Origin of the sequence: Cystobacter fuscus DSM 2262 (genome assembly GCF_000335475.2) — a bacterium.
Taxonomy (GTDB): Bacteria; Myxococcota; Myxococcia; order Myxococcales; family Myxococcaceae; genus Cystobacter; species Cystobacter fuscus.
In genome coordinates, this window is sequence record NZ_ANAH02000011.1 from 362,987 (window position 1) to 377,529 (window position 14,543).

The following is a 14,543-nucleotide window of genomic DNA, read 5'->3' on the forward strand; positions in this document are numbered from 1 at the left end:
GCGGCGGGGCAGGGACTGCTCCATTCCCCGGAGGATGAGCTTCAGGCCCCGCTCGAAGCGATCGTCGAACCCCGTGAACAGCTCCTCGCCCGCGCGCTGCGCCGGTACACGGGACGGTGCAACCCCTTTGGGGCACCCCCTGTCGTGGCCGCCCTCGCTTGAGGAGAGAGGCAGGACGTTGGGGCGTATTGACAGCGGCTGCGCCAGGTTCAGCACCACGCCTGCTGGGGTGGTCCCCGGGCCGGGGCCCGCTTCAGAGCCTGCGTGGGAAGTCCCAGGTGCTCCAATATCGAGCGCACCTCAGCGGGGGCCGTCACATACGTCAGCAACGCTTGCAGGAGTCCCCGGATATAAGGATGGCGGCTGCGGCCGCTCAGCACATCCGTCGATCCGGTTTCGACGATCTTGCCGGAGTGCATCACCTAGATCCGGTCCAAATACTTCTCGACGACACCGATGTCGTGAGAGACGAGAATGACCACCATGTCGTTGGGTAGCCGAGCTTTCGCTGCTTCTGGAGGGCTGGGTGGAGAGGAGACACTCCTGCTCCCGGTAGCCAGCGACGACGCATAGGACGAATGGGATGCCTGTCAAGGGGGATGACTGGTGCACCGTATCGAGTAGCCTGCCAGCATGGGGACGACACCAAACGACGGCGAGGCGGAAGGCCGCGTGGGAATCATCAACTGGGATGGCTCGTCCGCGGTACGGCTGCGCGCCACACGAAGCACCGCCGAGCAGAACATCCTCCAGACGCTGCCCTTCAACACGCACGTCCAGGTCATCAGGCGCTATGCCAACGGGTGGTCCTACATCTCCACCCCAGATGGGCTTCATCGCCTCCGGATACCTTTGGACCCACCTCCCTGAACCGGGCGCGCGGTTACACCGAGTGGAACCGGGCACTTCCGGCACGGCTATTGCCATCGCCGAGACGTATTACGACGACGTCGCTGAGCAATGGGGCCAGGATCTGCGCTTCTATGTGAATGTCCTCGCCTATGCGAATCGAATCCCGGTGCCTGCGAGCACGACCGGATGGCGCGAGGTCCACTTCAACCATGGCACGTTGATCTGGATCCCGAGTCGTCGCTACGCCCAGTCCCTTCTGGGCGTCGTCAACTCCGGGTCCATCTCGCACAACTTCGCCACGAGCATTGCCTCCTCGGCCGTTCGAATCGGGCAACTCTGGGATGATTTCGGCCGGGCAATCGCTTTGTCGGTGCGCTATCTGCGTGACGGGAGTTCGCTGAGGCCGTCGCGCTCCTGCTGAGCGCCCTCATGGAAGGGCTGCTCATGCTAGCGGCTTCTCGTGGTGTGATTTGGATGGTGAGGACGCTGCGCGGAACCGCAACCGGCCGCGCCATCGGTGAGGCCCGGATGGCGGAATGGTTCAACGAGCGCCTCGATGCCTTTCGGGAGAAGCGTGGCGGACGTCCCCGGGATGTCCTGGGCCGCTTCTACCGAGGAGTGGAACTCGTCGAGCAAACCTCCAAGGGAAAGGAGAAGCCCAACGGGGAGTTCGATGGCGTCGACATGAACAGCAAGCTGTTCATTGAATACAAGGCGACCCGGGATCTCCATCGCAAGAATCCACGCACGGGCCAGGTCCAACAGACCCCGGCCGAGTGGGCCGAAAAGCAGATTCGAGCCAAGACCGAGAAGCGTATCCAGTCCCTTCTCCACGATGCGGTCAGGACTCGATCGACAGTGAATGGCTCGACCCAGGTGCCAACCCTCGCGGAGATTCGAGGCTTCCGGCGCATCCAGTTTCGCATTGATGGTGACACGCCAGCACTGCGCACAGCCGTGGCGCAGGCGCTCAATACCCTCCGTGCGAATCACTCGGGATGGATGTTCGAGGTACGTTTTGGTGTCAACCTGCTCCTGCCGCCTCTCCCCGACTGGGCGACTGCGGGACATTGATCGCGGAGACTCCTGATGTCCGTGGCGATCCTCATTGAGTTCAAGGCACCAGACCGGGAGGAACTCTATATCCCGGTGGCCGCCCAGGGGGTGTACAGCACCGAGTGGGTCCCCATGGCGAGGAAGCTCGGCCTCCAATGGTTACCGCTGTTCCGCACCGGAAGCCCCGTGGACGTGGAAGACCTGCCCATTGTGGTCGATGAGATCCGACAGTTACGCGCCGCACTGTCGGTCGATCCCAGGAAGGCAGCACTCCTGGAACGTATCGATTTCATCCTCGAAGCCCTCGACGAGGTGAAACCCGAGGAGATCGCCAGTGTCTTCATCGGGTGAATCCCTGGCTCGATTCATGCGCCTTCCCAACCCAGTGCGAACATCCTGCGGAGCAGCCCGGCCCAATCCACCCGCGCCGTCCTCTGCTTCCCCTCGGGAACGGACTAGGAGGAGGCCGACAGGCCCGCCTCGATTCCCCGGAGGATGAGCTTCAGGCCCCGCTCGAAGCGATCGTCGAACCCCGTGAACAGCTCCTCGCCCGCCGCCCGGGCGAGCGGGAGCCGCTCACCGTCGATGCGCTCGGCCCGCTGCTCCACGTCGTAGCCCGGGTCGCGCTCGCCCGGCATCGGCTGCACCGCCTGCTCCTCGATGGTGAAGCCCACCGTGTAGTTGTAGACCGTGGAGAAGCCGCACACCGCGTCGCGCACCGAGCTGCCGGCATCCACCAGCCCGCGCAGCAAGGCGTCCATGGTCTCGTAGATGGTGCCGTCGGTGAGCCGCGTGCCGCTGAACACCTTCGCCCCGTCCCGATAGCCCAGCATCATCCGCCGCATGCCCCGGGCCATCTCCGCCAGGTTCTCCTCCCAGCCGCGCTGGGGCTGCGCGGGCTTCGCCTTTCCGAGCTGCTCGCGCAGCATCGTGGTGGCCATCTCGTCGAGCAGCTCCTGCTTGTTCTTGAAGTGCCAGTAGAGCGCCGGGGCCTGCACGTTCAGCTCGCCCGCGATCTTCCGCAGCGTCAGCCCCTCCAGCCCCACCTCGTTGAGCACCCGCAGCGCCGTCTCCACCACCCGTGCTCGGTCCAGTCGCGTCGCCACCTGGCTTCTCCTCCGGCTCGCGAGCTTGACAGCTTAACGACGTTAAATTACCACTTAACGTCGTTAAATTGGCCGAGGGAGAGGCACATGGCGCATCAAGGAACGGTTCAGGTTCTCATCGTGGGTGCGGGGCCCACCGGGCTCACGCTGGCGTGTGATCTGCTGAGGCGGGGCGTGGCCTGCCGGGTCATCGACAAGGTGGCCACCCCCTTCGCGGGCTCGCGGGGCAAGGGGGTGCAGCCACGCAGCCTGGAGGTGCTCGAGGACCTGGGCGTGCTCGATGGGGTGAAGGCCCTGGGCGCGGCGCCCTATCCGCCGCTGCACGCCTACAAGGGCAGCCAGGTCGTGTGGAAGGGCCTCATGCACGAGCACCGGGAGCCCTCGCCCGACGTGCCCCATCCCCTCCCGTTGATGCTCCCGCAGTACCTGATGGAGGAGGCGCTGCGGGCGCGGCTCGCCGCGCTGGGCGGGCGGGTGGAGTTCGCCACCGAGTTGAGCGCGTTCGAGCAGGACGGCGAGGGGGTGACGGCCACGCTCGTCTCCCCGGAGGGCGCACCCGAGCGGGTCCGGGCGCTCTACCTGGTGGGCGCCGATGGGGGGCGCAGCCTCGTGCGCAAGCGGCTCGGGGTGCCCTTCGAGGGAGAGACGCGCGAGGAGGACCGGATGTTGATCGCCGACCTCCATGTCGACGGGCTGGATCGCGAGTCCTGGCACATGTGGTCGGAGCTGGAGACGCGCACGCTCAAGGTGGGCCTGTGCCCGCTGGCCGGCACGGACGTCTTCCAGCTCATGGCCCCGCTGGCTCCCGGCGAGGTGCCGGAGCAGTCGGAGGAGGGAGTCCAGCGGCTGTTCAACGCGAGGTCCGGCCGCTCGGACCTGCGGCTGCACGGGGTGCGCTGGCTGTCGGTGTTCCGGACCAACATCCGGCTGGCGGAGCGCTACCGGGTGGGCCGGGTGCTGCTGGCCGGTGACGCCGCGCACGTGCACCCGCCGGACGGTGGGCAGGGCCTGAATACCGGCGTCCAGGACGCCCACAACCTGGGCTGGAAGCTGGGCGAGGTGCTCGCGGGCGCCCCGGAGGCCCTGTTGGACACCTATGAGGAGGAGCGGCTGCCCGTCGCCGCCCAGGTGCTCGGCCTCAGCACGCGGTTGCATCAGCGCGGAGTCCGGAGCGATGCGAACGCCCCCCAGCGCGACGCCGAGACGCAGCAGCTCGGGCTGCACTACCGGGAAGGTCCCCTCTCCCGGGACGAGCGCTCCGTGAGGGGACGCGTCGAGGCGGGAGACCGCGCCCCGGACGCGCCCTGCCACGATGCCACCGGCAATCCCATCCGCTTGTTCGACGTGTTCCGCGGACCGCACTTCACGCTGCTGGCCTTTGGCTCCCTCCCCGGAGACACCGTCGCCGGGCTCGAGGCGCGGTATGGCTCGAAGGTGCGCGTGCGCGCCGTGGTGCCACCGGGAGGAGGCTCGGGGAGGCACGTCCTCGTCGACACCCACGGCCATGCGCGCCGGGGGTATGACCTCGAGGGCCCCGCGCTCGTGCTGGTGCGCCCGGATGGCTACCTCGGACTCGTCACGCCGGGCCTTGGCACGGAGCGCGTGGATGACTACCTCGCCGGGGTGCTTGCTCCCTCGCTCCGCCGGGGAGCCGTGGCCTCCGGGTGAGCGGTGTGGGTGCTCCCCGTGCCGATGTCCGACAGACAGTGGTGAGGAGGGCACGTTGTTTCCTGGCGGCGCTTGGACGATCCTCTCGTGCCACCCTCAGGAGTCCACCCGATGTCCCCGCGAAACTTCGTGAAGCAGGCCCTGCCCTGGGTCGCGCTCGTCCTGGCGATCGCCGCCCTCGGCTACACGTGGAGGTGGGCCCTCTCGAAGTCCTCCGAGCGCCAGCGGATGCACCACGCGTTCAGCACCGGCACCACGAACTACATCTTCAGTCTGTGCCCGAGCACCCCGCTCGCGGAGACCGAGCCCCGGTGGGCGAGCGACATGCGCGGGCGCTGTATGGTGACCCAGCCCACCTGGGGCACCGCGCAGCAGGGCGGCGCCCGCACCGAACTCGACATCGAGAAGGGCTCGACGTGGCAGTCCGTCCAGCTGCTCTCCCGGCTGGTGCTGGAGATCTCCCCGGGCAAGATGCTGTCGCTCTTGTCGCTGGTGGTCATCTCGCTGGCGGGCACCCTGGGCGTGCAGCGCAAGGGCTGGCTGGAGCGTCAGGGCCTGAGCCTGAGCATCACGCGGGGGGCCGCCGTGTCCATGCTCACCGTCGTCCTGGTGGCGCTGAGCGTCTCGCTCGTGCTGCTCGACGAGCAGGAGACGCTGTCCATGTGCCAGGTGACGGGCGGCACCTACGCCAACCTGCTCTCCGTGGACGCGCGCTGTTCGCAGCAGACGATGCTGTTGCGCGAGACCCAGGAGAAGCTCGAGCAGAAGAAGGGCGAGCTGGACGCGCGTGCCGAGGAGCTGGAGGAGCTCAAGCGGGAGATCGCCTCGCTCGGGGTGATGCGTGACGCGCTGGGCTCGTTCAAGACGGAGCTGCAGAGCCAGAGCGAGAGCACCCAGCAGCTCATCCGCGCCGTCACGGGTGCCACGCTCGAGGGCATCAGCAAGGCGTTGGACCCCATCCACGCGGACGTGAAGGGGCTGGACACGTCGCTCAAGACGGACTTCAGGAAGGGCCTGCGCGGCGAGCTGCAGGAGGACATGACGTCCCTGGTCCGGGCCGAGTTGAAGACGGCGCTCCAGGGCGAGCAGCTCCAGGAGCTCATCCGGCGCGAGGTGCGGGAGGCGGTGCGCGCGGACGTGCGCGAGGTGGTGCGAGGCGAGCTGCGCGAGTCGGTGAAGACGGTGCTGGCGGCGAGCCCCGCGGTGCTTCCCCCGGCCCCGAAGCCCGAGACGAAGACACCGGCGCGCACGAACGTCACCGCCGCTTCCTCCAACAAGCCCGCCACCCCCGGGCGCAAGCCGTCCCCGCCGCCCGCTCCGTCCAAGCGCTGAGTTCCGAGGGAGGGGGAGCGCCCGGGCGCGGCGCGTTCACGCCGCGAGGCCCGCCCAGGTGCTCAGCGCGTCTGGCGCCGGTGTACGCCCTGCTCGCTCAACTTCCGGGCGAGGTCGCGCGCGGCCTCGAGCTCGAAGGGTTTGCGGATCCACAGCAGATCCGAGCGGCCCACGCGCTGGGCGACTTCATCCCGGGAGATGTCGGAGAAGGCACTGCAGATGGCCACCTCCAGCCGGGGGTCCTTCTCCAGCATGTGCAGGATGGTCTCCAGCCCGTCCCAGCCGGGCGGCATGCGCATGTCGACGAGGGCGAACGTGTAGGGCCGGTCCTCCTCCAGGGCGCTGATGACCTTCTGGTAGCCCTCCATGCCCTGCGAGGCGGTGTCGATGGCGAAGCCCGCGTCCGCGGGCGCGGCGGGCGGGGTGGCCCCGAAGAGCTTCTTCTCCAGGTGATCCAACGACGAGGGGGCGGTGCGGGTCCCCAGCACCCGGCGCCAGACCTTGAGGATGGCCGGGTCATCGTCGACCACCAGGATGCGCCGCTGGCCCTGCCCCTCGGTCCTGGGCCCGCTCGACGCGGTCGGCGGACGCACCCCCGCGCCCGGAAGCCCGGGAGGGGAAGCGGCCATCCAGGATAATGGATCGGGGCGCCAGGGGAGCGGAGCCGTCGGGGTGCTGCTCATCGGCATTGGGTTGTCCTCCCAGCCATTCTACGTGGGTCCAGAAAAGGTGGAAGACACCGCTTTCATGCTCCTACTCCTTCCGAGGGGCCGGAGGGCGCTTGCGGTGCCCGTGGTCCGGGGGAAGGCGCGGAGGCCAGGCGAGCGGTGGAGGTCCAGGTCCTTGCTCATGCCTGGCAGATCCTCGTGTTGTTCGAGGAACCCATCTCCAGGCACTTCGGCCGCGCCTCGTAGCAGTCGAGGCTCGTGGCGCAGCGCCGCACGCACTCCTGCTCGTCCGGGTGGCAGATTTCGGAGTCGAGGCAGTCCTGGTCTTCCCGGCATGACAGGTCCACCGAGGCGCAGGCCGTCCCCCACAGGCCCAGCGCGCTCAGGGCGACCCTCATCCACGCCATCGTCCGAAGCTGCATGCTCGACTTCCTCCCGAGGGGCCTCTGTCCGCGGGGCGGACACCTCCGCCGCCCCGTGCACCGGCCGGGTCTTCCGCTTCCCGGTCCCGTTCGCGGTAGCCCGCCGTTCTCGCATACCTCGCCGCCCAAGTCTTCGGGGAATCCCCGGCTGCTCGATTCCCGAGCCGGCTCGGGGAGAAGACAAACATGCCCACGCGGGAAACTTTCCCGTGGCACGGGCCGGCCACCGCGTCAGCGGATGTGCTGACGCAATGTCCCACTTTGTGCCGTGCCGAACCACATGGAAACCCCGACACCTCTTTTTCCGAGAATGGAGAATGCTCTCGATGAATTCGACTCGGATGAGGTGGAACACCGCGCTGTTGTCGGCGGGTCTCGTGCTGGCCTCGTGTGGAGGAACCCTGGAGGAGGTGGAGTCCGGCGCGTCCGAGACGAGCACGCTCGCCTCGGAGCTGAACTCGCCCATCTACGACCGGGCGCGGGCGTTCGCCGCCGCCAATCCCAAGCGGGACGGCGGGACGTGGGACCAGTGGTGTGGCTCGTTGATGGTGCGCTTTGGCCAGCTGCCCGACTCCGCCGTCCGGCCCTCCGCCATCGAGGCCTACCGGGCCTCGACGATCCTCTCGAGGGACCCCGCGCAGGCGCCCACCGGCGCCTTCCATTGGTGGAACATCGGGGCCTACGGCCATGTCGGCGCCGACCTCAATGGCGGAGGCTCGACGGTCTTCATGGCCACCCGGAAGCTCGCCCAGTCGTGGGGAGACGCCATCGGCGTCAACAGCGTCTCCGGCTACACGAGCGTGGCGGGTGCGCAGTACCTCGGCTGGTCCATGGACTACGCGGGGGGCCGGATCGCGGGGGGTGGAACGCCTCCGGGGGGCGGCGGTGGCGGGGGCCTGCCCCAGACGACGACCGAGCAGGACGGCATTCCGGGCGTCATCTATTACAAGCGCATCCAGACGGTGGGCCGGCGCGACTTTGGCTATACCGGTCCCATCGATGGCGTGACGGGGCCCCAGACGGAGAAGGTGCGCGTGAGAATCACCGCGCGCGAGCTGAACAACCGGGGCACGCCCCGCACCTCCGCGCAGGAGGATGGGGTTCCCGGGTCCATCTACTGGCGCCGCGTCCAGACGGTGGGCCGGAGCTTCGGCTACACCGGTCCCATCGATGGCATCCCCGGCCCGAACACCTACAAGGCCGAGCACAAGATCGCCGCCTACGCGGTGAACCGGGCCTTCTGACGCACCTTTCCCTCCGAGTCCCGCCGGAGGGACTCGGAGGCTCCTGGGCGGGGGCTCTACAGGGTCGCGTTCAGCTCCAGGATGGGGAGCTTCGGCGACATCACGTCCGGGTATTTGATGCCCGCGCCGGTGTTGAGCAGGAGCACGCGTTGGCCCGCGTCCAACCACCCCTCGCGCAGCAGCTGGCGCGCGGCGCCCACGAGCGCGGCGCCCTCGGGGCAGATGAAGGCGCCCTCCTGGCGGCTGATCTGCTCGAGCCCCCACAGCGTGTCCGCGTCGGACACGGCCACGCAGGTGCCACCCGTCTCGCGCACCGCCTGGAGCACGAGGAAGTCCCCGAGCGCCTTGGGCACGCGGATGCCCTGCGCCACCGTGGACGCGTTCTCCCACTTCTCCGAGACGTCCTTGCCCTCGCGGAAGGCCTTCACGATGGGCTGGCAGCCCTCGGCCTGCACGGCGACGAGCTTGGGAAAGCGCACGCTGTCCGGCAACCAGCCCAGCTCGCGCATCTCCAGGAGGGCCTTGTAGATGCCGATGATGCCCACGCCGCCGCCGGTGGGGTAGAGGATGACGTCGGGCAGGCTCCAGCCGAGCTGCTCGGCGATCTCGTAGCCCATCGTCTTCTTGCCTTCGATGCGGTAGGGCTCCTTGAGCGTGGCGGCCTCGAACCAGCCGTGCGCCTTGGCCGAGCGGCCCACGATGGCGCCCGCGTCGGTGATCTGCCCGCGCACCATATAGGCGTGGGCGCCCACGGCCGTGGCCTCCAGCACGCTCATGGCGGGCGCGTCCGTGGGCATCACCAGGGTGACGGAGATGCCCGCGCGCGCGCCGTAGCTCGCCCAGGCGCCGCCCGCGTTGCCGTTGGTGGGCATGGCGAGCGCGGTGACGCCCAGCTCCTTGGCCCGGCTCACCCCGGTGGCGGCGCCCCGCGCCTTGAACGAGGCGGTGGGGTTGAGCCCCTCGTCCTTCAACCACAGGTCGGGCAGGCCCACGGAGGCGCCCAGCCGGGGCAGGGGAAACAGCGGCGTCATGCCCTCGCCGAGCGTGATGAGGTTCTTGTCATCGCGCAGCGGCAGCAGCTCGCGGTAGCGCCACAGGGAGGACACGCGGCCGGCGAGATTCGCGGGGCGCACCGCGCGGGCGACGGCCTTCAGGTCATAGCGCACGAGCAGCGGACCACCGCACGTGCACAGGTTCTGCAGCCGGTCCGCGTCATGGGTCTGGTGGCAGCGCGAGCACTCGAGATGGGAGAGGAAAGACATGGCCGTGTCTTATTCCCTTCCGGCGCGGATCTCGAACTCGGAAGAGAAGGTGGCTCCGGGGGCCACGCTCAGCAGCCCCTCGCCGGTGCGGAGCGCGCCGCCGGGCGCCGTCCACGGCTCCACGCAGACGAAGTTGCGGCCCGTGAGCGTCCACACCACCACCGTGGTGAAGCTCTCGCTCCAGGACAACACCACCGGCCGCAGCCCGGGGCCGCGATGGAGCGTGGTGCCCGGCCGGGAGTGGTCGAGCAGGTGCATGTCCACCTCGGTGCCGGTGAGGTCCAGGCCGGAGAAGGTGGCGGGCGCCCCGGTGCGGTTGTCCCAGGCGCGCGTGGCGTCCGTGTCGAGCCGCGTGACGGCCTTGTTCGCCTGGGGCACGTGGAAGTACGGGTGGTAGCCCAGGTGCAGGGGCATGGGCCGGGTGTCGAGGTTCTCGGCGGCGAAGTCCAGGCGCAGCGCGCCGCCCGAGAGCGTCACGGTGAGGCGCGCCTCGAAGCGCCAGGGAAACTCGCGCAGCGTCTGCTCGGAGTGTCCGAGCACGAGCTCCGCGCGTGCGTTCTCCCGGTGACGCACCTCCCAGGCCAGGTCCCGGGCGAAGCCGTGGCGGCGCATCGTGTAGTCGCGGCCCTCGGCGGGGTAGGTACCCCCGGCAAGGACTCCGGGAGAGGGGAAGAGCACGGGGATGCCACCCCGGACGTTCTTGCCGGGGTCCGCCAGGGTGCTCGCGTCGAGGAAGAGCAGTTCCTCCCCTCCGACGGTGAAGCGGCTGACGAGCGCTCCACGTTCCGGGACGATCTCGGCGACGCAGTCGCCATCCTTGAGCAGCACCGTGTCCTCCTCCTGCATGGGAGGGCGCGTCCTACCCCAGGTGCCGCGGGGATTCACGGGGCCCGTGGGCCAAGTGCTTCCCACATGTCAGGACGGTCCAACCGCGGGCTCACGACGGGGCGCCTCCGTGGCGGCGCCGGCGCGGCATGAGCTGGGCGGCATGGCGCTCGGGCTCGCGGTAGAGCGCGTAGAGCCGGCCGACGATGGCCTCCGCCAGGCGCGAGTGGAACCAGGCGGGGCCTCCGAGCCGCTCCTCGGCCTCCGGCGTGAGGCGCACGCGCTGGGCGCCCTCGGGCGGCTTGCCCAGGCCCGCGAGTGGATCCTGTCGCGCGAGCAGCTTCGCCACGCCGCGCTCGCCGATGCGGTGGTCGCTCATCGTCTCCCCTTCCAGCCCCGGGACGATGACCTTGAGCGAGACGACGGAGTGGTTCGTGGGCGACATGTCCGCCACGAGGATGTCGAAGCCCGCCTGGGTGAGCTTGCGCACGAGCACGTCGCCGCGTTGCCGGGCGTCGCCGGGGTTCGGGCTGGTGGGCAGCGAGGCGAAGGGCACCCGGCCGCGCTCGGCGAGCACCCGCTGCTCCATGAGCGAGCGCATCTGGGTCGCGGAGAGCTGGGTCCAGTCGGCCATGGCCTGCAGGGCGCGGGGCTCCTCGTCCTCCAGCTCGAGGTAGGGCAGGAAGCGGTTCATGTACCCCGGAGGGGCGAGCTTCTCCGCCAGCTCCAGGGGACCGTGGGCGAAGGCCTTGCGCGTGCGCGACCCCGCGTACTCCAGCAGTGCCCTGCGCAGCGCCCACTCTCGATCCAGGTCCGCCGCCTCGCCGCACGCCGTGAGGGCCATGGGCTGGTCGCGCAGCGCCGGGTCGCGACCCACCACGTACAGGCCGACGAGCCCGAAGTCCGTGCAGGCCAGCTTCGGAATGACTTCGATGCCCACGCGCTCGTAGTGAGCGAGCAGCAGCTGGAGCTCGGGGCCGAGGGCGGCGTCCTTCAGGTCGAGCACCACGCCTTGATCGAGCGCGCGGGAGCGCAGGCCGTTGCCGTCGCGCTGGAACAGCTCGAGGATGGCGTGGGTCAGGGCCTGCTCGTGGGTGAGGCCCGCGCCCTGGCCGTGGGTGATGGGGGGGATGAGGGGCGTGCGGCCCTCGAGCTGCCCGCTCCTGGTGGCCACCCATTCCTCGGGGATGAGCACCTTCTCCCCGGTGGTCAGCCGCGTCACCGTCACCCACGTCAGCTCCATGTCCGCGTGGTAGGGGCTGCCCGCGGGGAGGCACAGCTTCAGCGGATCCACCACGCCGGAGGGACCGCGGGTGCGCGCCAGCTCGCGGTAGGTGCCCTTCTCGCGTGCGTGTGCCCGGAGCGCGGTCTCGGTGAAGACGCTCTCGGCCAGCTTCCCGAGCGCGCCGGCCTCGGCCTCATCCTGGGTGGCGCCGTGACCATGGGTGGCGAACTGCGTGCCGGTCTTCAGCCGCAGGCTCGCGGCCACCGCCGGGATGCCCACGCGATCGATGGGATCCGCGCGGAACATCTCCAACTCGCCGGGCGGAAAGGCCGCGCGGTAGGCTTCACACGCTTCCTGCAGACTCTTCTTCGCGCTCATGACAACTCCTTCAGGGCAAGGGGCCGGGTGTGCGGCTCGCCCGACAGCAGCCGGTCGAACGGGGCCAGGGCCTGGGCGCGGGTCCGCACGACTCCAGGGTTGTGCTCAGGGGGAGAGGCCCACCGCGGCGAGCACCGCGTTCTCGTAGGCCCGCATGGGCCCGTCTTGGATGAACTCCAGGTCCTCCAGCGCCTGTCGCGGGGTGAAGCCCGCGGCGCGCGCGTGCACCTCCATTTCCAGTAGCCGATCCAGCGTGTTGGCGGCATGGAAGGCGCGGGCCTCGGGCGTGTCGGTATGGGGGAGGAGCCGCCGCGCCTCACGCACGCGGAGGGCGAGCCCGGAGGGGAGCGTGTCGAGCACCTGCTCGGTGATGCGCGCCATGAGGGGCGCCAGGTGCTCCCCGAGCAGCCGGTTCCCGTGGCCGCCCGCGTCGGGCAACACGGCGTTGGAGAGGTGGTGGCTCAACGCGGCCACGAAGGGCCTGGTGGGATCCGCCCCGAAGAGGGGCGAGACGAGCACCGCGGTGACGGCCACCACGTAGCAGTGGTCGGCGTGGCTCTCCGCGGGCAGGAGCACCACCCGCTGCTTGTTGGCGTGGGTGGGACCGGCCCGCGGCTGGCGCACCAGACGCTCCACGAAGGCGGGAGGCTCGGCGCCTACCCACGTGGAGGCCCCGGCGAGCGCGGTGCGCAGCCGATCGCGCAGTCCCGCGTCCACGGGTGCTGTCGCGGCCTCGAAGCCACGGCGCAGCACTCCCAGGATCTGCTCGGGGGAGAGGCCGACGCGGCGCAGGACGTCGAAGTCCATTCCCCCCAACCGCACGGCGCTCAGGGCGAGGGCCGTCTCGCGCAGCGCCAGGATGGCCGGATCCTCGCCCGAGACGAGTGCCGCCCACGCCCGGCGGAAGCCGTGGGCCGCCAGCCCGTCGGGCTGCTCGGGCGTGTGCACGCGTTTGAGGGCCACCAGCTCGCACAAGAGGGAGCGCAGCCCGGCCAGCCGGTTGAGCACCGGGGCCACTTCCAGCGCGGGGTTCTCCATGGCCTAGCTCATCCCCGCCATGACCGTCGTCGCCACGGTTCCACCCGGACCGACCCATGCGACTCCCAGACGCTCCATCCCAGACATGTGCCTGTCCCCCCTGTGGTCACTGCACGAGCGCCCCCTGTGCTTCCCTGGCCGGAACGGACGCCACGCTTTCGAGGCGAGGTGCGTTCAGGTGAGTCCCTATCACTGGGTCATTCCCGGGGGCGTGGGCAATGATTTGGCACGTCTTCGTTATGTCACAAGCCCTGGAAACCAATACGGCTCCTCGAGACGAGGTCCGGGTCTGAAAGTCAAACGAGGGCTCCGCTCATTCTGTCCCGCGGGGTGGTCCCAAGGTGTGAAAGCGGACGGCACGAAGGGTCTTTTCGCGAGTTCGGAGCGTGGGGGCCTGCTCGTGGTCGCGCGATCAGAGGGGCGCACATGCGCATGTCCGGCTTGACGGACGGGAACCAGGTTCGTGTAATCGAGGGTATTCACCTGGGATACGCACTCGAGGGATGCACGGTGTTCTTTCCACGACTTGGACCAACCTGTTCTCGGAAGGGGCTGCCTACGTGGCTTCTCCTCGCCACCGCGGCCACGGTGTCCTTCTGCTTCTCCTGCTCCACGGTGGCCGTTCGCATCCAACCCCAGCAATCCTGGAGTGGACCGCTTGGCAGTGGGTACTCCCGATTCAACCAATCCTGTGGTGCGGCTTGCACCACCCCCGTCAATGCGAGCACCGGCGAGTTCGTCGCGCCCACGGTGACTCGGCTTGGTCCGGTGGTGGAGAAGGTTGTCCAGGTGGCCGAGACCGTTCAGGGTCTGCTCACCGTTGAACGGCTTCTCACCGAGGCGGAGTTCGCCGAAGTCGAAGCCGTCGTGGAGCAGTGCGTCGCCCAGGCTCATGCCGACGTCAACGAGACCTACCAGAAGCAGAAAGGGGGCTTCAAATTCGAGAATGGGAAGTTCCCTAGCGACGCGGAGTGTGGCCGGACCCTGCGCATCGATGAGCAGGGCGAGAAGGTCACCCTCGCCCAGGAACTCGGACTCCTGAAACATGCCGCCGCCTTCGCCTGCATCAGAGACCGTCTACCGCGGACAATCCGCGGTAACTTCTCCACCGAGCCGCGCTACAAAGGGGAGCCCGAGGTCAATGGTGTCGTGCTTACCAACAACAAGGCCAATTCACTCAAGCCGGATCTCGTGGTGCATGCCACGCGGAATGCCACCAATATTCAGTGTGTCTTGGAGTTCAAGTTTCCTTGTTATGAAAGACATAGGCTTGAGCCGATGCGTTCTCCTGGGGTGGTAGCTCAATTGGAAAGCTACATGCGCCTCTCCAAGGATTGCCGGGTGAGCCTCGTGACACCGAGCGGGATCAAACCGTACGAGGGAAAGTGATGGCGAACGGCTACCCCCGATTCCGCCTCCGAGGTATTCCCGAGGTTCGGGTGCTGATGTGCCCTGGAGGAGTTCAGC

General features: G+C 68.8%; 15 protein-coding genes. 8 read left to right on the forward strand and 7 right to left on the reverse strand.

From position 1 onward, the window contains the following. Positions 1-633: 633 nt before the first annotated feature. From D187_RS21755 to D187_RS21770, 4 genes are read left to right on the forward strand one after another with little or no spacing between them, the layout of a single operon-like run. Positions 634-870 carry an SH3 domain-containing protein gene (locus tag D187_RS21755; protein ID WP_155893496.1) on the forward strand — a complete coding sequence of 79 codons (237 nt, stop codon included), beginning with the start codon at positions 634-636 and terminating at the stop codon, positions 868-870. A gap of 22 nt (positions 871-892) precedes the next feature. Then, complete coding sequence (locus D187_RS21760; RefSeq protein ID WP_002622746.1) at positions 893-1,273, forward strand: hypothetical protein; 381 nt, start codon at positions 893-895, stop codon at positions 1,271-1,273. Between the two features lie 8 nt (positions 1,274-1,281). Beyond that, complete coding sequence (locus D187_RS21765; protein ID WP_155893497.1) at positions 1,282-1,926, forward strand: hypothetical protein; 645 nt, start codon at positions 1,282-1,284, stop codon at positions 1,924-1,926. 15 nt (positions 1,927-1,941) lie between these two features. Next, positions 1,942-2,259 carry a hypothetical protein gene (locus D187_RS21770; RefSeq protein WP_002622748.1) on the forward strand — a complete coding sequence of 106 codons (318 nt, stop codon included), beginning with the start codon at positions 1,942-1,944 and terminating at the stop codon, positions 2,257-2,259. A 104-nt stretch (positions 2,260-2,363) separates the two neighbouring features. Here D187_RS21770 and D187_RS21775 read toward each other — a convergent pair whose 3' ends face one another. Then, complete coding sequence (locus D187_RS21775) at positions 2,364-3,014, reverse strand: TetR/AcrR family transcriptional regulator C-terminal domain-containing protein (protein ID WP_002622749.1); 651 nt, start codon at positions 3,012-3,014, stop codon at positions 2,364-2,366. Positions 3,015-3,101: 87 nt separating this feature from the next. Between D187_RS21775 and D187_RS21780 the strand changes: the two genes are divergently transcribed. Further along, the gene (locus tag D187_RS21780) at positions 3,102-4,682 is read left to right on the forward strand and encodes an FAD-dependent oxidoreductase (RefSeq protein WP_002622750.1); all 1,581 of its coding nucleotides are present in this window, start codon (positions 3,102-3,104) and stop codon (positions 4,680-4,682) included. Positions 4,683-4,793: 111 nt separating this feature from the next. Next, a complete protein-coding gene (locus tag D187_RS21785; protein WP_002622751.1) occupies positions 4,794-6,014 on the forward strand; it encodes a hypothetical protein in 1,221 nt (406 codons plus the stop codon). 62 nt (positions 6,015-6,076) lie between these two features. On the opposite strand, the gene D187_RS21790 is transcribed toward D187_RS21785, so the two are convergent. Together D187_RS21790 and D187_RS21795 are read right to left on the reverse strand one after the other, a co-directional pair. After that, positions 6,077-6,643 (reverse strand): DNA-binding transcriptional response regulator, encoded by a 567-nt coding sequence (locus D187_RS21790; protein WP_162159670.1) that lies wholly within the window; start codon positions 6,641-6,643, stop codon positions 6,077-6,079. A gap of 218 nt (positions 6,644-6,861) precedes the next feature. Beyond that, positions 6,862-7,104: a hypothetical protein gene (locus D187_RS21795; RefSeq protein WP_002622753.1), complete on the reverse strand. Its 243-nt coding sequence runs from the start codon at positions 7,102-7,104 to the stop codon at positions 6,862-6,864. Positions 7,105-7,430: 326 nt separating this feature from the next. Here D187_RS21795 and D187_RS21800 point away from each other — a divergent pair, with 326 nt between their 5' ends. After that, positions 7,431-8,348, forward strand: coding sequence for a hypothetical protein (locus D187_RS21800; RefSeq protein ID WP_043431101.1), 918 nt, complete (start codon positions 7,431-7,433; stop codon positions 8,346-8,348). 56 nt (positions 8,349-8,404) lie between these two features. On the opposite strand, the gene D187_RS21805 is transcribed toward D187_RS21800, so the two are convergent. The 4 genes from D187_RS21805 to D187_RS21820 form a co-directional block, all read right to left on the reverse strand. After that, entirely contained in the window at positions 8,405-9,610 is a 1,206-nt protein-coding gene (locus D187_RS21805) for a threonine synthase (RefSeq protein WP_002622756.1), read from the reverse strand. Between the two features lie 9 nt (positions 9,611-9,619). Then, positions 9,620-10,456, reverse strand: a complete 837-nt coding sequence (locus D187_RS21810) for an aldose epimerase family protein (RefSeq protein WP_002622757.1) — start codon at positions 10,454-10,456, stop codon at positions 9,620-9,622. Between the two features lie 91 nt (positions 10,457-10,547). Next, positions 10,548-12,038: a YcaO-like family protein gene (locus D187_RS21815; protein ID WP_002622758.1), complete on the reverse strand. Its 1,491-nt coding sequence runs from the start codon at positions 12,036-12,038 to the stop codon at positions 10,548-10,550. 105 nt (positions 12,039-12,143) lie between these two features. After that, entirely contained in the window at positions 12,144-13,076 is a 933-nt protein-coding gene (locus D187_RS21820; RefSeq protein WP_002622759.1) for an HD domain-containing protein, read from the reverse strand. 789 nt (positions 13,077-13,865) lie between these two features. On the opposite strand from D187_RS21820, the gene D187_RS21825 reads away from it, so the two are divergent. Further along, positions 13,866-14,465 (forward strand): hypothetical protein, encoded by a 600-nt coding sequence (locus D187_RS21825; RefSeq protein WP_155893498.1) that lies wholly within the window; start codon positions 13,866-13,868, stop codon positions 14,463-14,465. The last annotated feature ends 78 nt before the right edge of the window (positions 14,466-14,543 follow it).